Annotated in this window: 18 protein-coding genes and 1 pseudogene; 11 read left to right on the top strand and 8 right to left on the bottom strand. The window is 69.2% G+C overall.

Annotated features, from left to right (window positions below):
- The 8 genes and pseudogenes from D0D37_RS25785 to D0D37_RS25750 all read left to right on the top strand — a co-directional run.
- Positions 1 to 298, top strand: a pseudogene (locus D0D37_RS25785) (wyosine base formation domain-containing protein); the annotation flags it as partial.
- Positions 295 to 1,989: an acyclic terpene utilization AtuA family protein gene (locus D0D37_RS25780; RefSeq protein ID WP_116203169.1), complete on the top strand. Its 1,695-nt coding sequence runs from the start codon at positions 295 to 297 to the stop codon at positions 1,987 to 1,989. The pseudogene D0D37_RS25785 and the gene D0D37_RS25780, both read left to right, overlap by 4 nt.
- Complete coding sequence (locus D0D37_RS25775; protein ID WP_116203167.1) at positions 1,944 to 3,137, top strand: acyl-CoA dehydrogenase family protein; 1,194 nt, start codon at positions 1,944 to 1,946, stop codon at positions 3,135 to 3,137. The genes D0D37_RS25780 and D0D37_RS25775 overlap by 46 nt, the downstream gene beginning before the upstream one ends.
- A complete protein-coding gene (locus D0D37_RS25770; protein WP_162834471.1) occupies positions 3,134 to 4,735 on the top strand; it encodes an acyl-CoA carboxylase subunit beta in 1,602 nt (533 codons plus the stop codon). The genes D0D37_RS25775 and D0D37_RS25770 overlap by 4 nt, the downstream gene beginning before the upstream one ends.
- Before the next feature lie 5 nt (positions 4,736 to 4,740).
- Positions 4,741 to 6,693 (top strand): acetyl/propionyl/methylcrotonyl-CoA carboxylase subunit alpha, encoded by a 1,953-nt coding sequence (locus D0D37_RS25765; RefSeq protein ID WP_116203163.1) that lies wholly within the window; start codon positions 4,741 to 4,743, stop codon positions 6,691 to 6,693.
- The gene (locus D0D37_RS25760; RefSeq protein WP_116203162.1) at positions 6,690 to 7,856 is read left to right on the top strand and encodes an acyl-CoA dehydrogenase family protein; all 1,167 of its coding nucleotides are present in this window, start codon (positions 6,690 to 6,692) and stop codon (positions 7,854 to 7,856) included. The genes D0D37_RS25765 and D0D37_RS25760 overlap by 4 nt, the downstream gene beginning before the upstream one ends.
- 124 nt (positions 7,857 to 7,980) lie before the next feature.
- Positions 7,981 to 8,586, top strand: a complete 606-nt coding sequence (locus D0D37_RS25755) for a TetR/AcrR family transcriptional regulator (RefSeq protein WP_037814758.1) — start codon at positions 7,981 to 7,983, stop codon at positions 8,584 to 8,586.
- A 101-nt stretch (positions 8,587 to 8,687) separates the two neighbouring features.
- Entirely contained in the window at positions 8,688 to 8,957 is a 270-nt protein-coding gene (locus D0D37_RS25750; RefSeq protein ID WP_116203160.1) for a hypothetical protein, read from the top strand.
- A gap of 692 nt (positions 8,958 to 9,649) precedes the next feature.
- On the opposite strand, the gene D0D37_RS25745 is transcribed toward D0D37_RS25750, so the two are convergent.
- Positions 9,650 to 10,621 (bottom strand): chitinase, encoded by a 972-nt coding sequence (locus tag D0D37_RS25745; RefSeq protein ID WP_116203159.1) that lies wholly within the window; start codon positions 10,619 to 10,621, stop codon positions 9,650 to 9,652.
- 367 nt (positions 10,622 to 10,988) lie between these two features.
- Between D0D37_RS25745 and D0D37_RS25740 the strand changes: the two genes are divergently transcribed.
- Positions 10,989 to 11,642, top strand: a complete 654-nt coding sequence (locus D0D37_RS25740) for an NIPSNAP family protein (RefSeq protein ID WP_116203158.1) — start codon at positions 10,989 to 10,991, stop codon at positions 11,640 to 11,642.
- Between the two features lie 82 nt (positions 11,643 to 11,724).
- Here the strand turns inward: D0D37_RS25740 and D0D37_RS25735 are convergent, their stop codons facing one another.
- Positions 11,725 to 12,174, bottom strand: a complete 450-nt coding sequence (locus tag D0D37_RS25735; protein WP_116203157.1) for a nucleoside deaminase — start codon at positions 12,172 to 12,174, stop codon at positions 11,725 to 11,727.
- 79 nt (positions 12,175 to 12,253) lie between these two features.
- On the opposite strand from D0D37_RS25735, the gene D0D37_RS25730 reads away from it, so the two are divergent.
- Positions 12,254 to 13,258, top strand: coding sequence for a helix-turn-helix transcriptional regulator (locus tag D0D37_RS25730; RefSeq protein ID WP_116203170.1), 1,005 nt, complete (start codon positions 12,254 to 12,256; stop codon positions 13,256 to 13,258).
- Here the strand turns inward: D0D37_RS25730 and D0D37_RS25725 are convergent.
- Complete coding sequence (locus D0D37_RS25725) at positions 13,205 to 13,783, bottom strand: TetR/AcrR family transcriptional regulator (protein WP_116203156.1); 579 nt, start codon at positions 13,781 to 13,783, stop codon at positions 13,205 to 13,207. The genes D0D37_RS25730 and D0D37_RS25725 overlap by 54 nt on opposite strands.
- An 87-nt stretch (positions 13,784 to 13,870) precedes the next feature.
- Between D0D37_RS25725 and D0D37_RS25720 the strand changes: the two genes are divergently transcribed.
- Positions 13,871 to 14,782, top strand: a complete 912-nt coding sequence (locus D0D37_RS25720; protein WP_116203154.1) for an NADP-dependent oxidoreductase — start codon at positions 13,871 to 13,873, stop codon at positions 14,780 to 14,782.
- Here D0D37_RS25720 and D0D37_RS25715 read toward each other — a convergent pair.
- From D0D37_RS25715 to D0D37_RS25695, 5 genes are all read right to left on the bottom strand, one after another.
- Positions 14,779 to 15,384, bottom strand: coding sequence for a TetR/AcrR family transcriptional regulator (locus D0D37_RS25715; protein WP_116203152.1), 606 nt, complete (start codon positions 15,382 to 15,384; stop codon positions 14,779 to 14,781). The two genes, D0D37_RS25720 and D0D37_RS25715, sit on opposite strands and share 4 nt — an antisense overlap.
- A gap of 800 nt (positions 15,385 to 16,184) precedes the next feature.
- On the bottom strand, positions 16,185 to 18,095 hold the full coding sequence (locus D0D37_RS25710) for a primary-amine oxidase (RefSeq protein ID WP_116203150.1): 1,911 nt from the start codon (positions 18,093 to 18,095) through the stop codon (positions 16,185 to 16,187).
- Entirely contained in the window at positions 18,092 to 19,786 is a 1,695-nt protein-coding gene (locus D0D37_RS25705; RefSeq protein WP_116203148.1) for an ATP-binding cassette domain-containing protein, read from the bottom strand. The genes D0D37_RS25710 and D0D37_RS25705 overlap by 4 nt, the downstream gene beginning before the upstream one ends.
- Positions 19,783 to 21,429 (bottom strand): ABC transporter transmembrane domain-containing protein, encoded by a 1,647-nt coding sequence (locus tag D0D37_RS25700; RefSeq protein ID WP_116203146.1) that lies wholly within the window; start codon positions 21,427 to 21,429, stop codon positions 19,783 to 19,785. The genes D0D37_RS25705 and D0D37_RS25700 overlap by 4 nt, the downstream gene beginning before the upstream one ends.
- Positions 21,426 to 23,360: a prolyl oligopeptidase family serine peptidase gene (locus D0D37_RS25695; RefSeq protein WP_116203145.1), complete on the bottom strand. Its 1,935-nt coding sequence runs from the start codon at positions 23,358 to 23,360 to the stop codon at positions 21,426 to 21,428. The genes D0D37_RS25700 and D0D37_RS25695 overlap by 4 nt, the downstream gene beginning before the upstream one ends.
- Positions 23,361 to 23,409 lie beyond the last annotated feature (49 nt).

The following is a 23,409-nucleotide window of genomic DNA, read 5'->3' as shown; positions in this document are numbered from 1 at the left end:
GTTCGGCACGCGCACTCGCGATTTCGCGTACAAACTCCATTCGCTCGCGCCGCCGACCGAGGAATTCCGGGTCGAGCTGGTCGCGCCGGACGGCAGCACCTGGGCGTTCGGTCCGGAGGACGCGGAGCAGCGGCTGACCGGCAGCGCGCTCGACTTTTGCCTGGTCGCGACGCAGCGGCGGCATCCGGCGGACACTGATTTGGTCGCGACGGGCGCGGACGTCGAGGAGTGGCTGGGCATCGCGCAGGCGTTCGCCGGGCCGCCCGGGGCGGGGCGCGAGCCGGGGCAGTTCGCGTGAGCGCGCCGCTGCGCGTCGGGAACGCGTCCGGGTTTTACGGCGACCGGTTCTCCGCCGTGCGGGAAATGCTGACCGGCGGTCCGCTCGATGTCCTGACCGGCGACTATCTCGCCGAGCTGACCATGCTCATCCTCGGCCGCGACCGGATGAAGGACCCGGCGCGCGGCTACGCCAAGACGTTCCTCCGGCAGATGGAGGAAAACCTCGGCTTGGCGAAGGACAAGGGCGTCCGGATCGTCGCGAACGCGGGCGGGCTCAACCCGGCCGGGCTCGCCGACGCGTTGCGGGAACTGGCCGCGAAGCTCGGTCTCGAGGTCCGCGTCGCGCACGTCGAGGGCGATGACCTGATCGCCCGCGCCGACGAGTTCGGATTCGAGAAACCGTTGACTGCCAACGCTTACCTCGGTGCGTGGGGGGTCGCGGAATGTCTTAAAGCCGGTGCGGACGTGGTGGTGACCGGGCGGGTCACGGACGCGTCGGTGATCGTCGGACCGGCGGCGGCGCACTTCGGCTGGGCTCGCGACGATTACGACGCGCTCGCCGGAGCGGTCGCGGCGGGCCACGTCATCGAATGCGGCGCGCAGGCGACTGGTGGCAACTACTCGTTCTTCCGGGAACAGCCGATCGGCGTGCCGGGATTTCCTCTCGCGGAGATCCACGCGGACGGCTCCAGCGTGATCACGAAACATCCGGGCACCGGTGGCGTGGTCAATACTGGAACTGTTACTGCGCAGCTGCTGTATGAGATCACCGGTGCGCGGTATGCGAATCCTGATGTGACGGCGCGGTTCGACACACTGTCGCTGTCGGACGATGGCCCGGACCGGGTGCGGATCAGCGGGGTACGCGGGGAGGCGCCGCCGCCGACCTTGAAGGTGTGCCTCAACCGGCTCGGCGGGTTCCGGAACGAGACGACGTTCGTCCTTACTGGACTGGACATCGAGGAGAAAGCCGCGCTGGTACGGGAACAGCTGGAAGGTGCGTTGGCGAAGCGTCCGCCAGCTGACGTCCGATGGACGCTCGCTCGCACTGACCACGCGGACGCCGATACCGAGGAACGCGCCAGCGCGCTGCTGCATGTCGCGGTGAAGGACAACGACCCGAAGATCGCCGGACGGGCGTTCAGCGGAGCGGCGATCGAGCTGGCGTTGGCGAGCTACCCGGGATTCCACGTCACCGCACCGCCTTCCGACGCGTCGCCGTTCGGGGTCTATTCGGCGGCCTTTGTGGACGCTGCCGCGGTTCCGCATGTCGCAGTGCTGCCGGACGGGTCCAAGGTGGACATCGCGCCCGCCTCAGCGATGCTTGAGTTGTCCGAAGTGGACGAACCGGTGTTGCCGGAACCGTTGCAGGCGGGCAAGGTGCGGCGGGTCCCGCTTGGTTTTGTCGCCGGGGCGCGCAGCGGGGACAAGGGCGGCAATGCGAACCTCGGCGTGTGGGTGCGGTCCGAGGAAGCGTGGCGCTGGCTCGTGCATCGGCTGACTGTCGGCGAATTCCGCCGGTTGCTGCCGGAAACCGAAGGACTGCCGGTCACCCGGCATCTGCTGCCGAACCTGTGGGCGATGAACTTCGTGGTCGAGGGCATTCTCGGCGACGGCGTCGCTTCGCAGGCCAGGTTCGATCCCCAGGCGAAGGCGCTCGGCGAATGGCTGCGGGCGCGCGAACTCGACGTCCCGGAGGCGCTGCTGTGACCGTGGATCCGTTCCGCACGCCGGAACGCACCGAACTGCGCGCGACGGTGCGCCGGTTCGTGGAGAAGGACGTGCTGCCGCACCTGGACGACTGGGAGCGGGCCGGGGAATTGCCGCGCGGCTTGCATCGCAAGGCGGGACAGCTGGGCCTGCTCGGGGTCGCGTTCCCCGAATCTGCGGGCGGCGGCGACGGGAATTACCTCGACGCGCTCGTGGTCGCCGAGGAAATGCACTACGCGGGCGGGTCCGGCGGACTCTTCGCATCGTTGTTCACCTGCGGGATCGCGGTGCCGCACATCGTCGAGGCCGGCGACCCGGTGCAGATCGAACGCTGGGTGCGGCCGACTCTCGAAGGCGAGAAGATCGGGTCGCTGGCGGTCACCGAGCCGGACGGCGGTTCCGACGTCGCCGGGATCCGCACCACCGCGGTGCGCGAAGGCGACGAGTATGTGGTCAACGGGGCCAAGACGTTCATCACTTCCGGCTGCCGCGCGGACTTTGTGACCACTGTGGTCCGAACCGGCGAGGCTGGCGCGCATGGTCTTTCGCTGATTGTGGTCGAGCGTGGGACGCCAGGATTCACGGTGTCGCGCAAGCTGGAGAAAATGGGCTGGGCGGCTTCGGACACCGCAGAACTGTCTTATGTGGACGTTCGAGTACCGGCGGAGAACTTGATCGGCGCGGAGAACAGCGGGTTCGCTCAGGTGGCGACGCAGTTCGTGACCGAACGGCTTTCGCTGGCGGTGCAAGCGTATGCGCACGCACAGCGGGCATTGAATTTGACGTTGGACTGGTGCCGGATGCGCGAGACGTTCGGGCGTCCGCTGATCTCGCGGCAGCTGGTGCAGCACAAGCTGACCGAGATGGCCTGCAAGGTCGACGTCGCCCGGACGTACGCCCGGCAGGTCGCGATCCGGCACGTGTCCGGCGAAGAAGTGATCGCCGAGGCGTGTTTCGCGAAGAACACCGCGGTGCAGACCGCTGAATGGGTCGTGAACGAGGCGGTGCAGTTGCACGGCGGGCTCGGCTACATGCGCGAGGCCGAGGTGGAGCGGCACTACCGCGACGTCCGCATTCTCGGCATCGGCGGCGGCACCACCGAAATCCTGACCGGACTGGCCGCGAAGCGATTGGGATACACCGCATGACCACTATCAGGTCCACAGTGGACACCCGCGCCGACGAGTTCGCCGCGAACCGCGAGGCGATGCTGGAGAAACTCGCGGAGATCGACGCCGAACAGGCCAAAGCGGTCGCCGGCGGCGGCGAGAAGTACGTCGAACGGCATCGCAAGCGCGGGAAACTGCTGGCGCGCGAACGGATCGAACTCCTACTGGACGAGGATTCGCCGTTCCTGGAGCTTTCGCCGCTGGCCGCGTGGGGTTCGGACTACCGGGTCGGCGCTAGCGTGATCACCGGGATCGGGGTCGTGGAAGGCGTCGAATGCTTGATCTCGGCCAGCGACCCGACGGTCAAGGGCGGCGCGAGCAATCCGTGGACGACGAAGAAATCGTTCCGGGCGGCGGATATCGCGGCGCAGAATCGGCTTCCGGTGATCAACCTGGTCGAGTCCGGCGGCGCGGATCTTCCTACGCAGAAGGAAATCTTCATTCCCGGTGGCCGGGTGTTTCGTGACCTGACCAGGTCCTCGGCGGCGAAGGTGCCGACCGTCGCGCTGGTGTTCGGCAACTCGACGGCAGGCGGCGCGTACCTGCCCGGCATGTCCGATTACGTGGTGATGGTGAAGGAACGCGCGAAGGTGTTCCTCGGCGGGCCGCCGCTGGTCAAAATGGCGACCGGCGAGGAATCTGACGACGAATCCCTCGGCGGCGCGGAAATGCACGCGCGGACGTCCGGGCTCGCCGATTACCTCGCCGTGGACGAGGAGGACGCGATCCGCCTCGGCCGCGGCATCATCAAGCGGCTCAACTGGACCAAACAGGGCCCGGCGGCCAAACCGGACTACGCCGAGCCGGTGTTCGACGCCGAAGACCTGCTGGGCATCGTGCCGACCGACCTGAAGGTCCCGTTCGACCCGCGCGAGGTGATCGCGCGCGTCGTGGACGGATCGGACTTCGACGAGTTCAAGCCGCTGTACGGGCCGAGCCTGGTCACCGGATGGGCGAGCATCCACGGTTATCCGGTGGGAGTCCTGGCGAACGCGCAGGGCGTGCTGTTCGGCGAGGAATCGCAGAAGGCCGCGCAGTTCATCCAGCTGGCCAACCAGATCGACACGCCGCTGGTGTTCCTGCACAACACGACCGGCTACATGGTCGGCAAGGAATACGAGCAGAGCGGCATCATCAAGCACGGCGCGCTGATGATCAACGCGGTGTCGAACTCGAAGGTGCCGCACCTGTCCGTCCTCATGGGAGCGTCCTACGGTGCCGGCCACTACGGGATGTGCGGCCGGGCCTACGATCCGCGGTTCCTGTTCGCTTGGCCGAGCGCGAAGTCCGCGGTGATGGGACCGGCTCAGCTGGCCGGGGTGCTGTCCATTGTGGCCCGCGCCGCGGCGGCGAGCCGGGGCCAGGAGTACAGCGAGGAAAACGACGCCGCGATGCGCGCCATGGTGGAAAACCAGATCGAGGCGGAATCGATGCCGATGTTCCTCTCCGGCATGCTTTACGACGACGGCATCATCGACCCGCGCGACACTCGCACGGTGCTCGGGCTGAGCCTGTCGGCGATCCACAACGGACCAGTGAAGGGCGTCGAAGGCGGCTTCGGCGTCTTCCGGATGTGAGGGCCATGATCCAGAATCTGCTGGTCGCCAACCGGGGCGAAATCGCCCGCCGGGTGTTCCGCAGCTGCCGGGACGCCGGAATCGGGACGGTCGCGGTGTTCTCCGACGCGGACGCCGATTCCCCGCACGCGCGGGAAGCCGACGTCGCCGTGCGGTTGCCGGGCAACGCGCCGGGCGAGACGTATTTGCGGGGCGAACTGATCGTCAAAGCCGCGGCGGACGCCGGGGCCGACGCGGTCCATCCCGGATACGGCTTCCTGTCCGAGAACGCCGGTTTCGCCCGTGCGGTGCTCGACGCCGGGCTGACTTGGATCGGCCCGCCGCCCGCGGCGATCGAGACTATGGGCTCCAAAGTGGAGTCGAAACGGCTGATGGCCGCCGCCGGGGTTCCGGTGCTGTCCGAATTGGACCCGGATTCGGTGACCGAGGCCGATCTTCCGTTGCTGGTCAAGGCTTCCGCTGGTGGTGGCGGCCGCGGTATGCGCGTGGTCCGTTCGCTGGACGAGCTGGCCGAGGCTGTCGAGAGCGCTCGTGCCGAAGCGGGATCTGCGTTCGGCGATCCGACGGTGTTCTGCGAGCGCTACCTCGAAACCGGACGGCACATCGAGGTCCAGGTGCTCGCTGACTCGCATGGCACGGTCTGGGCGGTGGGGGAGCGGGAGTGCTCCATCCAGCGTCGGCACCAGAAGGTCGTCGAAGAAGCGCCATCGCCCTTTGTGGACGATGCCATGCGGACGGAGTTGTTCGACGCGGCGCGCAAGGCCGCGCAAGCGATCGACTACGTGGGCGCGGGTACCGTCGAATTCCTGGCTGGACCGGATGGCGGCTTCTACTTCCTGGAGATGAACACGCGGCTGCAGGTCGAGCATCCGGTGACGGAGAACGTCACCGGGCTGGATCTGGTGGCATTGCAGCTTTCGGTGGCCGAGGGCGCTCGACTGCCTGCCGAACCGCCTGCCACCAAAGGACATTCGATCGAAGTCCGCCTGTACGCGGAGGATCCTTCGGCTGGGTGGCAACCGCAGAGCGGGACGCTGCACGCCTTCGAAGTGTCCGGTGTGGACCGTGAATTCACTCACGGTTCCGGGCTGCGCCTGGATTCCGGGGTGGAATCCGGGTCGGTGATCGGCGTCCATTACGACCCGATGCTGGCGAAAGTCATCACGTGGGCACCGACGCGCGCCGAAGCCGCGCGTCGACTTGCCGGTGCTTTGGCTGGCGCGAAGATCCACGGCGTGGTGACCAACCGCGATTTGCTGGTTCGGATTCTGCGCCACGAGGCTTTCCTCGCCGGGGAAACGGATACCGCGTTCTTCGGTCGGCACGGACTGGACACTTTGGCCGCGCCACTGGCCACTGTGGACACCGAGCGCTGGTCCGCACTAGCTGCCGCACTGGCGGATGCCGCCGGAAACCGGGCTAATGCGACCACTCTGGGACGACTGCCCAGCGGCTGGCGCAACGTTCGTTCTGCCGGTCAGCGCAAGGTTTTTGCCAAGGGAGACAACCGTTACGAGGTCGTCTACTCACTGACCCGCGACGGTCTGCAGGCCGAAGGCTACGGCGACGTCGCCCTGGTCGCCGCCACGTCGAACCAGGTGGTCCTCGACATCGCCGGAGTACGCCGGACCTTCGCGGTCGCCCGGCACGGCACGGTGTCCTATGTGGATTCGCCGCTGGGTTCGGTGGCGTTGACCGTCGAGCCTCGGTTCGCCGATCCGGACGCGGCACTGGCGGCGGGGTCGCTGCTCGCGCCGATGCCGGGCACAGTCGTGCGGCTGGCAGTGTCCGGAGGGGACAGGGTGCGGGCGGGCGATCCGTTGCTGTGGCTGGAAGCGATGAAGATGGAACACCGGATCTCGGCCCCGGCGGACGGCGTGGTCGCCGAACTGCCGGTCGAGGTCGGGCAACAGGTCGAGGTAGGCGCGGTGCTGGCTGTGGTGGGAGAGACCGAATGAACGCGATGAACTTCGTCGAACCGGAAGAGCGGGTGGCGCTGCGGAAGGCCGCGGCCGATCTGGCAGGCAAGTACGGGCACGACTATTACGCGAAGAAAGCCCGCGCGGGCGAGAAAACCGACGAGCTGTGGAACGAAGCCGGACAGCTCGGCTACCTGGGCGTGAACCTGCCGGAGGAATACGGCGGCGGGGGAGCCGGAATCGCGGATCTCGCGGCGGTGATGGAGGAATTCGCGGCCGCGGGCTCGCCGCTGCTGCTGATGGTGGTGTCGCCGGCGATCGTCGGAACGGTGCTGTCGCGCTTCGGCACGCCGGACCAGAAAAAGCAGTGGCTGCCGGGGATCGCGGACGGCAGCAAGAAGATCGTCTTCGCGATCACCGAACCGGACGCCGGGTCTAACTCGCACAAGATCACGACGACCGCCCGCCGAGACGGCGGCGACTGGGTGCTGTCCGGCCGCAAGGTGTTCATCTCGGGAGTCGACGAGGCAGACGCGGTGCTCGTCGTCGGCCGCACCGAGGACGCGAAGACCGGTCGTTTGAAGCCGGCGCTGTTCGTGGTGCCGACGGACACGCCCGGCTTCGAGTTCACGAAGATCGACATGGACATCGTCGCGCCGGAAAACCAGTTCTCCCTGTTCCTGGACGACGTGCGCTTGCCCGCGGAGGCCCTGGTGGGCGAGGAAGACGCGGCGATCGCGCAGCTGTTCGCGGGCCTGAACCCGGAACGGATCATGGGCGCCTCGTTCTCGCTGGGAACCGCGAGGTACGCGCTGGACAAGGCGGTCGGCTACGCGAACGAACGGCAGGTGTGGGGCGCGCCGATCGGGTCTCACCAGGGGCTCGCGCATCCGCTCGCGCAGGTGAAAATCGAATTTGAGCTGGCGAAGCTGATGACGCAGAAGGCTGCGTCGCTGTATGACGCGGGCGACGATTTCGCCTCCGGAGAGTCCGCGAACATGGCGAAATACGCGGCGGCGGAGGTGGCGATCCGCGCGGTGGACCAGGCAGTGCAGACCCACGGCGGAAACGGCCTGGCGACCGAGTACGGCCTGGGGAGCCTGGTGACGGCCGTGCGACTGGGCCGGATCGCGCCGGTGAGCCGGGAAATGGTGCTGAATTTCGTGGGGCAGCACAGCCTTGGGCTGCCGAAGTCGTACTGAGCAGTGGTGAGGTCATGAGGCTGGGCCGGAGGTCCGTGAGGGGAACCCTGAGGGACTCAGAGTCCCTCAGGGTTCCCCTCACGGACTCTTGCGGGAGCGGACACGCTGGGCCAGGTGGTGCCTGATGCTCCGAGAACCGCAGCAAGAACGCAGCCGCACGACGCGGCGGCGGTTGATCGAAGCCGCGATGGACTGCATCGGCGAGCGGGGGTGGCACGGGGTCACCGTCGCGGTCATCGCGGAGCGGGCCGGAGTTTCGCGGGGTGCCGCGCAGCATCACTTCCCGACCCGGGAATCGCTGGTCGCCGCGGCGGTCGAGTTGCTCGGCGAAGCTCAGCTGGACGAACTGCGCACGCGCGCGGCCGGGTCGCCGGGCGGGTCGTCGCGGATCGAGTGGGTCGTCGAGATGCTCCTGACTCTTTACACCGGGCCGATGTTCCGCGCGGCATTGCAGCTGTGGGCCGTCGCGTCGACTGATGACCAGTTGCGCGATGTGCTTGTTCCGCTGGAGGCGCGCGTCGGCCGGGAGGCGCACCGGGTCGCGGTCGAGCTGCTCGGGGTCGACGAAGCTCAGCCGGGCGTCCGCGAACTGGTCCAGGCCACTCTCGACCTGGGGCGCGGCCTCGGCCTCGCCAATCTCCTCACCGACGACACCCGCCGCCGCGAGCAGATCGTGCGCGAGTGGGCCCGGACGCTCGAGTCTCGCCTGGCCGGAACCGAACAGGTCTAGTCCTCGTCACATTCCCGAAGCGCTACAGTGTGGTTGTTAACACATTCGGCCCAATCGGCGATAACGTTGAGTAGTAGCTCACGAGGAAGAAGGCGATCCCGGTGTCCGGTTCAGAAGGGGTGACCGTCGAGCTGACCCATCGCGCGATGGCGATGCTCAAGGCGGTCGCGCAGCAGCGCGCGGAGATGTCCACCAGCTGCGAGCCCGACCTGTTCGTCGACGGTTTCGCCTGCTGCGACCAGATGACCGCGCACGCGCTCGCCAAGGGCGGCTACGTCCGTCCGGGCGCGGGCGCCGCCGCCGTGGGCCGGGTTCCCGCCGAGCTGACCGAGGCCGGGGTGGCCGCGCTGTCGGTCGCCGCTGCTGCCTGATCTTCACTCGTTCGGCCGTATCCGCGCACGGTGTGTGACGGACAGCAGGACGGGGACCTCCCGGGCGGGAAGGTCCCCGTTGCCACGCTCCGCCGGGTCGGACGGCCGCGATTCGGACGCGTGCGGGACGGTGGTTCAGTCCACTGAGACGCTGGTCGGCTGACTTGCGAGGCTCAGCTTGAGCCGGTTCGCTTAGCCGAACTGCTGCCAGCCCGGGTCCGCTCGTCGGCCGGGTTCGGATCAGCCGAGTCGCCCGCGCCTGGTCCAGACCGGTTGAATCGTTGCCAGCTCGGCCTCGAATATGCCGGGCTGCCGTCAACTGGGCTCGGATCAGCCGAGGTGCTACCAACTCGGCCCCGCTCAGGGAACCGCTGCCAGCTTGGCTCAGGTCGGCCGAACGGCTGCCAGCCCGCTCGGATTCAGTCGAGCCGCGCCTGCCCGGCCCTGTCCAGTCGACCGCTGTCAGCGCGGTTCAGATCAGTCGAAACGCTGCCAGCCTGCGCGGATCAGCCGAGTCGCATCAGCCCGGGCCAGGTCGGCCGAACGGCTGCCAGTCCGCTCGGATTAGCCGAGTACACCAGCCCTGCTCAGCTCGGCCGAATGGCTGCCAGTCTGCTCGGATCAGCCGAGTCGCGCCAGCCCAGCCCCGTCCAAGCCGAACCGCTGCCCGCGAGGCCCGCCCCACCTCGAGGTCAGCCGTTGTATCCGGCCACGACCTTGGTGAACGCGTAGTTCTCCTGGTCGATCCCGCTGCAGCCGCTGCAGTCGCGGTTCGTCGCCCAGAACGTGACGCGGCCCAGGTGGTGTTCGGCGGCCCAGTCGCGGATCGCGGTGAAGTCTGCGACGGACACGACTTCCCCGGCCCGGTCGGTTTTGCCGTTCATCGACGACAGCCCGGCGCGGTGGTAGGCGGTGGCGTCGTCCCAGCCGAACGTCGACTTCAGTTCTCCGACCAGGCCGTCCACCGCGGATTTCGTCATCGCGACCATGTCGCCGCCGTCGGAGAAGTCGAACGGCATCAGCGACCACACGTCGACGTCCGCGCCCAGCGCCTTCGCCTGCGTGATCAGCCGTTTGCCCCAGTCGTTCGGGCCCTGCGGCGTGGTGCCCATGGTGATCACGACGCGCAGGTTCGGGTTTTTGTCCTTGACGATCTTGACCGCGCCGAGGATCCGGTCCTGGACCGTGGCGTTCTCGAACTCGTCGGTGTTCTCGATGTCGAGGTCGATCGCCTGGAGGCCGTAGGCGTCGATCACCTGCTGGTACGCGCCGGCCAGTTCCTCCGGCGACCCGCAGTTCGGGCCCAGTTTGTTGCCCGACCAGCCGCCGAAGGACGGGATCACGTCGCCGCCCGCGGCGCGGATCTTCTGGATCATCGCGGCGTCGGCACCGTCGAGCGGGCGGTTGCCGTCCCACGCGGGAGCGCAGCCGCCGCCCGAAAGCATGAAGGCGAGGGTGAACGCGCTGACGCCGGTCGCGTCCATCGCGGCGGACGGATCGCTCTGCCCGCCCCATTGGTACAGATACGGTGCCGCGAGAACCGGGTCTCCCGCGGCCGAGGCGGTGCCGGTCGCGGTGGTCAGCGCGGCGCCCGCGGCGAGTGCCAGCACGCCGAGCCTTCCGGCGAGTTTCCGGCGGGAAGTGGTGCGGCGCAGGGATTTCATGGGTCCTCCAACGGGGAAACGCGCACCCGGCGGCACGCGGCATCGGAGCACCTGGCGAAGCCGGACGTGGCGGCGGCGCCCCGCAGGCACTCGGGGGGAGTGTGTGCGCAGTCACAATGGACTAGACCATTGAGAAGTGTCAAGACATGGGCGGGAGTGGGAAAAAACCTCACTGAGGGTGTCGAGGTCGCCGGGACGTTCCAGGGTGCCGGTGATCGGGACGATCGGGAAGTCGTGCGCGGACGCGCGGGCAGACAATGTGCGGGCGAAACCGCTCAGCGGGCGCTGCCGGAACGCTGTGTCAAGCTGGAGACGGCTCCCCGGTCACCGGCGCCCTCGGAGCAGCCGATCTTCGAATGGGAGCGTCATGACCGAACCGGTCCGGATCAGCGGGGCCGACGTCGCCCCGGAACAGCAGGCCGTCCGCTATGAGCTGGCGATCCTGTCCTTCCAGCTGCTCGACGGGCCGAAAGCCGTCGAGGGCGTGCTGCCGTGGGTCGAGGGGCATGGCGAGCTGCTGGGCTGCTGGCAGACGGAGAACGGCGCGCTCGGCAGGCTGGTCGTGCTGCGCGGGTTCGAAAATCAACAGGCGCTGGACGAGGAGCGGCTGCGGGCCCGGCACAGTCGCAAGCCGTTCGGCGGCGACTATCTGACGGACCTGTCGCTGCAGAGTTTCGCGCCGTTCCCGTTCGTTCCGCCGGTGCGGCCGGGGAAGTACGGCTCGGTGTACGAGATCCGCGACTATCACCTGCGGCCGGGCGGGCTGACCGCGACGATCGACGGCTGGCGCGAAGCGTTGCCTGCGCGGCATTTGATCGATCCGCTGACCGTGGTGATGTACGCGCTCGACGGGCCGGACCGGATCATTCAGATCTGGCCGTTCGCGAGCTTGGACGAGCGGCTCGCGATCCGCCGCGACCTTTACGCGAAGGGGATGTGGCCGCCGCCGGGTGCGCCGGAGGAGATCCTCGACGCGGATTCGATTATCGCGTTGCCGTTGGAGTTTTCGCCGTTGGCTTGAGTCGCGTCGGTTCGCTGAGGTATCCGAGCTGCCGCGCTGGTCGTCGGGCGGTAATTTCTGTGCGACGCGTGCCGGGATTGGGTTACGGGGCAGTGGGTTCGCCGATGTCCTCGAACCACAGCGCCGGTTCGCGCTCGATGAATTCCGCCATCAGCGCGACGCACGCCGGGTCGTCGAGAAGGTCGATGCGGACCCCCTGTTCGGCCAGCCAGTCGTGGCCGCCGGTGAAGGTGCGCGATTCGCCGATCACCACGTGCGGGATGCCGAATTGCCGGACCAGGCCGCTGCAATACCAGCACGGCGACAGCGTCGTGACCATGATCGTGTCGCGGTAGTGCGGGCGGCGTCCGGCGGCGCGGAACGCGGCGGTTTCGGCGTGCAGGGACGGGTCGCCGTCCTGGACGCGGCGGTTGTGGCCGCGGCCGAGCAGCTTCCCGTCCCGGTCGAACAGGGCGGCACCGATCGGGACGCCGCCCTCGGTCTTTCCGGCTTCCGCCTCTTCGCGGGCGACTGCGAGCAGGTCGTCGAGCATGCGTCACTTTCGCACGGCACGGCGATGTCCTGGCGATCGAGGACCGATGCTGTCCGCAAAGCGTGGCAGAGTGCTCGGCATGTACGGAACCTCCGAACGGCTGTTGCGCCTGCTCTCCCTGCTGCAGGCACGCCGCGACTGGCCTGGTCCGGACCTCGCGGGCCGGCTGGGGGTCGACGTCCGGACGATTCGCCGCGACGTCGAACGGCTGCGGCAGCTCGGGTATCCGGTGCACGCGACGCCGGGAGTCGCGGGCGGGTACCGGCTGGGGTCCGGTGCCGCGTTGCCGCCGCTGTTGCTGGACGACGACGAGGCGGTCGCGGTGGCGGTCGGACTGCGTACGGCGGCGAACGGCACGGTGTCGGGCATCGAGGAGACGTCCGTGCGCGCGTTGGCGAAACTCGAACAGGTGCTGCCCGCGCGGCTGCGGCACCGGGTGCGGGCGATGGATTCGGCGATGATCCGGATCCCCGGCGGCGCGCCGACGATCGACGCGGAGTTGCTCACCGTGGTCGCGGCCGCGTGCCGGGACAGCGAACGGCTGCGGTTCACGTACGGCACTCAAAAGGGCGACGTGACCGAACGCGACGTGGAACCGTTGCGGCTCGTGCACGCCGGCTGGCGCTGGTACCTCGTGGCGTGGGATCTCGGCCGCGACGACTGGCGCACCTTCCGACTGGACCGCATCGACGGTGTCCCGACGCCCAGTTTCCGTTTCACGCCAAGGGAACCGCCGGCGGAAGACCTCGCCGCGTATGTGTCGAGCCGGATCGCGACCGCGCCGTACCCGCACATCGTGACGTTGCGCGTGTCGGCTCCGGCGGAAGTGCTGGCCGCGCGGGTTTCGCCGACTACGGCGGTGATCGAGCCGATCGACGACGAAACCTGCCGATTGCGCACCGGCGCGAAAACCTTCGACTACATTCCGTTTTACCTCGCGCAGTGGGAATTCGACTTCGTGGTGGAGGACGCGCCGCCGGAATTGACCGGCCGCCTGGCGAACATCGCGGAACGATTCGCGCGGGCCGTTTCAGCCGGGAATCCCGTCGGCGGCGACGGCGAGCAGGTCCACGGCGGCTGCTGACAACGCCTCGGGGAAACCGTTGCTGTCACGGTGTTCCTCGGCCATCCAGCGTTCGGTGGCCAGTCGCAGCACGGACAGGCCGAGATCCGTGGCCAGGCGCGCGGTTTCGGGATCGATGCCGCGATCGCGCAACGCAGCGGTGAGCGTTTCCGAAATCGTGACGAGTTTGATCAGTTCCCGTTCGCGCAGCGGGGGATTGGCGGCGATCACGGTTGCCCGGCGCAGCAGGAATTCGCGCGGACGGAATACGCGCGGCGCGGTGGCGAATGCGGCCAGCAGCGTCGGCAATGCGGCGGTGCCGGGCGGGACGGCGTCGATCGCGGTGCTGAATTCGGTTTCCAGCTCCTGGCTGCCGCCGAACAGCACTTCCCGCTTGTCCGCGAACCAGCGGTAGAACGACCGCTCGGTGAGGTTCGCCCGCTGCGCGATCTGCGCGACCGTAGTGCGGTCGTAGCCCTGCTCCTCGAACAACGCCAGCGCGGCCTGCTCGAGCCGGTTCCGGGTGTTGCCCTCCCATCGCGCCATGCGCCCAGTGTAGCGACAGCAGATGCTGTCATCACTCTGGTAGCGTCAGTGACGACAGCTTCTGTCATCACTCGCGAGGAGACTCGGATGCGCACCCTTCGTTTTCACGAGCACGGCCCGGCTGCCGAGGTACTGCGGGTCGAGGACGCGGCGGCCCCGAACCCCGGGCCAGGCCAGATTCGCGTCGCGGTCCAGGCGTGTGGCCTGAATCCGGCGGACTGGGCGTTGTGCGAGGGCCTGTTCGCCGGTGACCTGCCGCGCGGGATCGGGCTGGAGGTGTCCGGCACGGTCGACGCGCTCGGTGACGGCGTGACCGGCGTCGAGGTAGGCGACCAGTTGTTCGGTTGCGCGCCGTTCACCGGACCGACCGCGGGTGCGTCCGAGCTGGTGTTGCTCGATTCGTGGTTCCCGCGCCCGGACGGGCTCGATGCGGTCCAAGCTGCCGCGTTGCCGATGGCGACCGGCACGGCTTATGCGGCGCTCGACGCACTCGGCGTCGGCTCCGGAAGCACTCTTCTTGTGCATGGCGCGGGCACCACCACCGGGTTCGCCGCCGCACAGATCGCACTCCTGCGCGGGGCGCGCGTCCTGGTCACCGCGGGTGAGACGCACGCCGAGGCGCTCCGCTCAGCTGGCGCGGAAGTCACCAGCTACCACGATGGAATCGCCGACCGCGTGACGACGCTGGCCGGGGGACCGGTCGACCTCGTGCTGGACGCGGCGCCGTTCAGCGGCGCGGTCGCCGAACTCGTGCGCACCGTCAAAGAACCCGGACACGTGCTGACGCTCGATCTCAGCTCGGACGAACCCGGCGTACAGACCATTGTCAGCTCGGGTGCCCAGCCGCGCTACGACGTGCTCGGCGAGTTCGCGTCGCTCGCGGCGAACGGACGGTTTTCGATTCCGGTGTCCCGGATTTTCCCGCTGGACGACTGGCGCGCCGCGCTGGAACTGAGCCAATCCCGGCAGGCGCGGGGCAAACTGGTGCTGGCGCTCTAGCTCGCGCCGAGCATGCGGAGGACCAGCTCGCCGTACTCCTTGCCGAGTTCGGTGGGCGTCTGCCGGGTTCGTTCGCTGTACCAGCGCGCGACGTCGACGCCCAGCGACAGCACGGCCCGCGCCGCGATCCCGACGTCGCCGACGGTGAACGCGCCGGACTCGACCCCGTCGGCGATCACCTCGCGCACGCGCTGCTCGATCTTCCGGCGCAGTTGCGCGACGACCTGATATTCCTTCTCCGGCAACGCATTCAGCTCGTACTGCACGACCCGCGCGACGGTGTGCCGCCGCGCGTGCCAGGCGACGAAATCCTCGACGAGCAGCCGCATCCGCTCCACCGGACCGGTGACGCGCCCGATCACGTCTTCGACGAGGGCGAGCGTCTGCTCGTGGCCGTTGCGGCTGATGGCGAAAAGCAACGCGGCTTTCGAGGGAAAGTGCACGTACAGCGCGGCCGGGCTCATCCCCGCCGCGCCGGCGATGTCCCGCGTGGTGGTGGCGTGGTAGCCGCGCTCGGCGAACGACTCCACCCCGGCGAGCATCAGCCGGCGCGCGGTCTCGGGCTGCACGTCGGGCCACAGGTCGGCCGAGAGCGTGGTCATCCGGCGATCCTCCTCTAGTCCCGCGCCGGCCGGTGAGTCCGCCCGTCGTCCATTGAGTGTAAGCGGTTGCTCAGTGCGGAGTCCGGTGATGCGTCCCTGAATCGAGGACGACCTGCCGGTGGGCCTAACACGGTGCCGCCGCCGAGGACGGGGCAAGCAGCACCTTTCGGCGGTGGCCGGTGTTCGCCGGGCAGTAGCCGGAGCCAGCCTCCGTAACGTCGGAACCATAGCCGCTCGAACTCGGGCGGGGGCGCTGAGCTGAGGTACGCCGACGCGCTGCGGGACAGCGGTCTGTGCCGCGGGTGCACTTCGGCGCAGCCCGCTGGGGGTTCTCAGCGGGGGTGCGGCGTCGGCGGTGCGCAGGGGGTCTTTCCTGCGGACGGGCTTGGCGCGCGATACCGAAAGTCCGTGAAGGACCCCTTGAGGGAATCAGATTCCCCCAAGGGGTCCTTCACGGACGGTGGTCGGGAGCGAAGAGCCGTCCGGCCCGGCCTGTCTCGGCAGAGCGCTCTGGCAAGCGCCGCGACAGGCCGGGCCGCCGCGCGCCGCGTTGCCGAGGAACCCCGCTGTGGCAGACGCGGTACGCGGCGTCCGCCGTGAGCCGGTGCCGGACCTTGCCGCGATGCTGCTCCGGCGGGGGCACCGGACCGGCCGACTAGCCTTCCTGGTCGCCAGGGCTGCGGCGAACAGGAAGGCTGGCGGGCGGAAGGTCGAACGTGGCGACCGGGCCGTTGGACAGGTTCAGGGTGCTGAGCGCGTCGCGGAGACGAACGGCGCTACCCCCCGCTCCGTCGGATGCCTCAGCAGTGATGTCCGGGCCTCGGCAGGTCCAGCGCCGGGTTCGCGGCGAAGAACGCCACTGGCTTGAGATGGAAGCCCGCTTTGGACACCGGCATCACCGGCCAGTCTTCCGGGCGCGGCACGTGGTTCGCTCCGAACGTGTACCAGACAACGACATCGGTATCCACGAGCGGCCGGTCGGCTCGGACGTATTCGACGAGTCCGGCGTCGTCGGGTCGCTGGTTGGGGTAATCGCCGGACGCGTAGCGCTGGTCCGGATCGTAGGCGGTGACCCACAAATGCCGGTACGCGAAGCCCGCGCGCCTGCTCGTCTGCGACCCGGTTTGGGCCAGCGGCAGGATGTTCGTCCCGGGCATCAGCTGGTAGCCGACCGGGCGGCCGGTGTGGTGGCGGACCGACGGGTTGACGACTGTCCAATTGCGACCGGCGAGCGGGTCGACCAGTCGCTGTGCCTGGCTTTCCCGGGCGAGCAGCGTCGGCTGCGCGGCGAAGGCGTTGTGCTGCTCGGATCCCGGCACGGCGACTGTGTCCACTTCGTACACACTGTTGTGCTCGCCGTCGACGGACATGTCCAGCCGCATGTTGAAGAAGTGCTGATGGTTCGGCGCGTACAGGCCGGGAGCGACCGCGGTGCCATACAGCGGAGCATCGCCCTCGTACGCACCGGTGGAGACGATGCCGGTCAGCTTCACCTCGAACTCGATGGTGCCGTCGAGGTAGAAGTACCAGAAGAATCCGTAGTCGTAGTTGTTCGCTGTGGCCCAGCAGGAGACCACGAGCCGGCGTTGCCGACGAGTCTCGGCGTGCCCGAGGTTGCCGTCCGTGTGCTTCCACGCCAGGTTGTCGTCCTCCTCGTGGACGCAAATGGCGTTGGGCAGCGTCACGGGAGCGCCGTCGTCGTCGCACATCACGACGTCCAGGTAGCGGATCTCGCCGAGGCAATCGCAGCCCAGCGCGAGCGAGTTCAGCCAGGGCCCGATGCCGCCCTCGCCGATGTCGAAGGCGTTCTTCACCCGCTGCGACGGGTTCGGATCTCCGTAGGGCACGTACAGCTCCGACATCGAGGCCCGGTACACGATCGGCCGCTCTCGGCCGCCGTCGTCGTACCCGATCCGGTGCAGCACCAGGCCTTCCCGCATGGTGTAGCCGACGCGCAGGCGCCAGCGCTGCCAGCTCAGCTCGTAGCCGTCCAGCGTGAAGCTCGGGCCGTCCGGCTGCGTGATTTCCAGCGGTCGCAGATCCCCGCGGGTCGCGGCGAACGCCGGCACGTTGTCCGGATAGCCCTCGATCTCGCCGGTGACCAGCTCCGGAATGTAGTTGCCGTGCCGTGGCGGGATCGGCACGACGCCGTGGTCGACGAGTTCCGCGACCTCCATCCGGTCGATGTCGACCAGTGCGGTCAGCCCTTCGACCGGGTGAGCGTAGCGATTGTCGTAAATCCCTTGCCGCACATAGACCTGCGGGCGCATCAGCCGCCGTGCCGGGTCCTCGGCCGGGCCGGTGTTACCTGCCGCCCACAGGTCGATCGCGACCGAGTCCAAGTCGGTGATTCCCCGGCGGCGCAACGCCTCTTGGAAACCCGGGTCGGAGCGCAGGACCGCGTCGCAGTCGGCGAACTCGTCGCGGGAGAAGCCCGGCTGCGCGCCGGGAATCTCTTGCCAGGACAACAGTTCCCCTCGGGTGATCGAGACTACGGCCTCGATCGTGGTGCGGCTGTCCCGGTCGCGCAGGACCGCGAACGCCTCGCGCTCGACCGGAACCCCGTCGAGCACCGAGCGTTTGGCCGGCTCGTGCAGTTCGATGCTGATGAACCGCACCATGGCGCCGAGTCCCTTGGCGCCTTTGAGAATCGCGGACGCGGCCGCGATCTCGTCGGCCGTGAGCGGCGCGAGCGGATTGGCGGTCGTCACACTTCCTCCAGGCGGCGATCGGGGTTCCAGTGACCGAGCAGGTCCCGGTAGAGCGGAGAGGTTTCCAGCAGCGTCCGGTGATCTCCGGCGACGGCGCCGGTGCCGTCGAGCACCAGCACCCGGCGAGCGCGCAACGCCGAGCTGATCCGGTGCGCGATCACGATCAACGTGCAGTCTCGTCGGGCGAACGCCTCCTCTGCCCGGCGTTCCGCTGCCGGGTCGAGATGGCAGGTCGCTTCGTCCAGGACCACCACCGAGGCCGGCGAAAGGTAGGCGCGCACCAATGCGATCAGCTGCCGCTCGCCTGCCGACAACGCCGACGGCACGATTTCGTCGCCGAGTCGCGCCACGAGTTCGTCGGCGCCGATCTCGGCGACCGCCTGCGCCACTCGCTCGGGGGTGGCGTCCGGCGCGAAGTAGGTCAGGTTGTCCCGCACGGTGCCCGCGAAGACGTAGGCCTCCTGCGGGATGAGCGTGCGCACCTGAGCAAGCCGTTGCGCGGACAAGTCCGAGACCGGTACGTCGCCGAGCAGGACCGCGCCGGCGGTGGGGCGCAGCAACCCGCAGAGCAGACCGGCCAGCGTCGACTTGCCGATGCCGCTGGGACCGACGATGGCCAGGTGGTCACCCGGCGCTACGACGAGATCGAGCCCGCTCAGCACGGGTTCGGCATGCGAGCCGTAGGCGAAGGTGAGGTCGCGGACGGTCAGTTCGCCGCTGCGGCCGGCCTCGGCACGACGCTCTGGTTCGGCGGGCAGCTCGGCGGCGTCGAGGATGCGGCCGACGGTGACGGCGTACCGCAGGCCGCTGCCGCCGACCGCGGTCATCAGGTTGCGCAACACCGGCTGGAGTCCGATGAGGACGTAGGTGAGACCGCCCATCACGGCACCGGCGGTCAGGCCGCGGCTGACCAGCCACGGTCCGGCGACGAGCAGGACGACCAGCGGCACCCAGCCGCCGACCGCCAGGCAGAGAGTGCGGGCCGCCGTTACGGTGGCGATCGCGCGCTCGGCGTCGGCCTGCGCCCGGATCGGCCCGGCGACCAGGTCCGCGGAATGCTCTTCGGCACCGGTCGCGGCGATGTCGCGAGTGCCGGCCAGCACGGCCCCCGCGGTGACCGCGAGGCGCTCGTCGGCGTGCACCGATCGGCGGAATCGTTCGGCGGCGAAGCGGAGCGTGCCCAGAAAAAGGCCGAGACCCAGTAGGAACGGCGGCAGCAGCAAGGCCACGATGACCGGGTCGACCGACCCCATTCCGACTACGACTCCCACGACAGTGACGAGGAACCCGCGCAGCACGACGATCAGCCCGGCATAGGTGTCCCGGACGATCTCGACCTGGTGGGTCAGGCGCGCGATGGCCCCGTCGTCGGCGCGCCCGCGCACCGCGTGCCCCAGCGCCCCGCCGACGACCTTGCGCACGAGGGTGTCGCGAAACGGTTCGACCAGCGCACCGAGCAGCCGGTACACCTGTCGTGAGCCGATGGCGCCCAACCCGGCGGCCACGAGCAGCAGGCCGAGCCACGCGAGGCCCACGGCCGGGCGATGGGCCAGGAAACCCGAGTCGACCGCGTGCGCGACCGCGAAGCCGGAGAGGGCGGCGGGCAGCGCCTCGGGCACCGACCACAGCAGCAACGCCACCACCGGTCCGCGCGGCATCGCCTTGAGGCCAAAGGATATTTCGCGCTTCATCCGAAGACCTCCCGGTAATCGGGCCGCGCCCACAGTTCGTCGTGGGTGCCGGTCGCGGCGACCTTGCCCTCGGCCAGCCAGACCACCAGGTCGGCGCGGGCCGCGGTCGCCGCGCGGTGGGTGACGATCAGCCGGGTGCGTTCGCCGTGGTCGTCGGTGAGAGTGCGGGCGATCTGCATCTCGGTGACCATGTCCACGCTGGACGTCGCGTCGTCGAGGACCAGCAGCCGCTGGGCGGGCCACGCGCGGGCCAGTCCGAGTCGCTGGTACTCGCCGCCGGACATGGGTGCTTCGGCCAGCGGTGTCGCATAGCCGTCCGGGAGCCGGTTGACGAACTCGTCCGCGTGGGTGGCGCGCGCCGAGGCCCGCACGTCGATCTCCCGCCCGGCAGCCACTGCGTCCCCGATCGACGCGCCGACGAGCACCGGCCGCTCGAACGCGCATCCGACCGCGGTCCGCAGCGTGCGATGATCCAGCGCCGCCAGCGCGACTCCGTCGAGCAGGACCTCGCCTTCGTCCGGCGTGCGCAGGCGCGCGGCGACCTCCGCGAGCACCGACTTGCCCGCTCCGGACGCGCCGACGCCCGCCACCGCCGCCCCGCCCGGGACGCTCAGGTGCACGTCCTCCAGCAACACCGTGTCCTCCGCGCGCACAGTCACACCGCGGAATTCGACGGTGCCCGGGCCGTCCGGCAACGCTTCGGCGCCATAGGAAACCGGTTCGGCCGCGAGCACTTCGCCGACCCGGCGCACTCCCGCCTTGGCGCGGGCGAGCCTGCTGAAGACCCCGGTCAACGCGCCGAGCCCGCCGCCGATCACCGCGTACTGGCTGGCGGCGAACAGTTCGCCGGGAGTGATCCGGCCGCGCAGCAACTCGAGGCCGCCGGCGGCGAGCACGGCGACCAGCACGAGCGGGCCGACCAAAGTGGCTTGCGCGCTGGAACGCGCCAGGACGTTCCAAGTTCCGGCACCGTGTTCGTGCAGCTTCGGCAGGTCCGCCAGCACCCGGCGTTCCTCCGCGCCGACCGTGCCCGCGGCGGCGATTGTCCGGGCCCCGCCGAGGGATTCGGCGAGCCGGGCCGCGATCGCGCTTTGCGTCTGCTGGTAGGCGACCATCACCGCCGCGCTGCGCAACGCGAATGTCCGCAACACGACCACCACCAGCGCGAGACCGACCAGCAAGGCGAGAGCGAGCCACAGATCGATCCAGGCCAGCAGTACGAGACTGCCGATCGGGGGCAGTGCCGCCGAAATCGTCGTGACGACGGCGGGCCCGGCTTGCGCGGCCTCGACGGCGCTGCCGGAGACCCGCGTGACCAGGTCGCCGGTCTCGAACCGGGCGGAGCGGGCCGGACCGATCGCGAGCACGTGCCGCACGACGCGATCTCGCAGCCACGCCGTGGTCCCGGCGACGCAAGCGGTGCCCGCATAGGCGTCGACTACGTCGAAGACGACGTTGACCGCGATCAGGATCCCGGCGGCGACCACCCAGACACCGCGGCTGTGCCCGGTGATCAGCGCGTCGACCGCGTGGCCCAGCACGGTGGGCAACGCGAGGGTGCCGAGGCTTCCGACGAGGCCGGCGAGTCCGATCAACGGCAGCCAGCCGCCCGCGCGCCGCACCACGTCGCCGAAAGTGATCATGAGAGGTCCAGCCCGGTGTGCTCGGCGAGGAACGCGAGCAGGTCGCCCGCCAGCCGCATCGCCCGGCTAGCGGAACTCGCGCCGTGACCGGCGTCGGGTTCATGGCGCAGCAACACCGGCCGTCCGCTCGTCGTCGCCCACTGCAGCGCCGCGCACATCTTGCGCGCGTGCATCGGGTCTACCCGGGTGTCTCCGCCGAACGTCGTGAACAGCACCGCCGGGTAAGCGACGCCTCCCTCCACCCGGTGGTAGGGCGAATAGCCCAGCAGCCAAGCCAATTGCTCGGGATCCGCGGCGGAGCCGTACTCCTCGCGCCACTGCGGACCGAGGCCGAACCGCTCGTACCGCACCATGTCGAGCACCGGCGCCGAGCACACCGCGGCGGCGAACAGTTCCGGGCGCTGGGTCAGCGCGCCCGCCACCAGCAAGCCGCCGTTGGACTCGCCGCAGATGCCGAGGTGCGCCGGCGTCGTCCAGCCCTCGGCGATCAAGTGCTCGGCCGCGGAAACGAAGTCGTCGAAGGCATTCTGCTTGCGGTCGAGCATTCCGTCGCGGTGCCATTCTTCCCCCTCCTCGCCGCCGCCCCGCACCTGAGCGGACGCGAAAACGCCGCCCGCCTCGACCCACGCGAGGATGTAACTGGAGTAGGACGGCGTGAGCGGAACGCCGAAACCGCCGTAACCGTAGAGAATCGTCGGACGCGGTCCGGTGCCGGGCTTCGCGAGGACTACGACGCGGATCGGGGTGCCGTCCGAGGACGTGGCGGTCAATTGCCGGCTGAGCACGTCGGGCACTTTCATGCCGGGCGTTCCCGCCCAGAGCTTCGTCTGACGCGTTTCGGCGTCGTATCGGTAGACCGCGCCCGGGGTCACGCTGTCGGTGTAGCTGAACCACGCCTCGTTGCCGCGCGTGGACACCGACCCCAACGATCCGGCGCCGGGCAACGGCACGTCGGCGACCCGGTCGCCGGTCCTGAGGTCGTGCAGGCTCATCTCGCCGATCGCGTGCCGGATCCGGCTCACTACAAGGAAATCGTCCAGCACCGCCATGTCGCTGATCACCGCCGCCGGATCTTCCGGGATCAACTCGCGCCACTGCGAGGGTGTGGACACATCGGCCACGCACACGCGGCCGCGCGGTGCGCCCTTATCGGTGAGGAGGTACAGAAGATCCTTGTGGGGCAACGCGGCCGCGCGGCCGTCCGGTTCTTCGTGGACGGTCCGCTCCGCGCCGGTGTCAGGGTCGACGAGCCACAAACCGGTGCCTTCGGCAAGCACCAGGCACCGGCCGTCCCGATCGATTTCCAGCCCGAGCGACCCGGTTCGGCCGCTCACCGCGACGTCCCGCTCGACCGGAGAGCCGATCCGGTGCCGCCACACGCGCCGCTCCCGGACGTAACAGAAGCTGTCGGCTCCGGGCAGCCACGCGACCGGCGTGTACCGGCATCCGTGGATCGGTCCGTCGAGCGGTTCGCCCGAGCCGACGTCAAGCACGTGCAGAACGGAGTTCTCCGTGCCACCGCAGGAGAGCTGGAAAGCCAGGCGGGTGCCGTCGTGGCTGGGATGCCACGCGTCGAGCGTCACCAGGCCGTCGCTGTCCAACGCCATCGGGTCGACGAGCGCCCGCTGCGCACCGTCCGATTCGGACACATAGAGCACCGGGTGTTCCTGACCGGGTTCCTGCCGCAGGAAAAACTGCCGATCGCCGCGCCAAAGCGGGGCCGTCACCACCCCGATCGCGCTCAGCCGCCGCACGTCCCGGTGCAGCCGCTCGCGTCCGGGCAGGGCGGCGGCGTGCGCGCGCCAGCGGTCGTCCTCGGCGGACTGCCAGCGCCGGGTCTGCGCGCCGGCGGCGTCTTCGAGCCACCGGTAGGGATCGGGCACGAGGTAGCCGTGCAGGTCGTCGACAATCGGCAGGCGTTCGGCAAGCACGGCCGCTCCTTTCGCTAAGGGTGGGTCCTGGGCGGAGACCAAATCCGCC

It is taken from the genome of Amycolatopsis circi (genome assembly GCF_003385235.1).
GTDB lineage: Bacteria > Actinomycetota > Actinomycetes > Mycobacteriales > Pseudonocardiaceae > Amycolatopsis > Amycolatopsis circi.
Note: the sequence above shows the minus strand (reverse complement) of the source record. Positions and strands in the feature narration are given on the sequence as shown.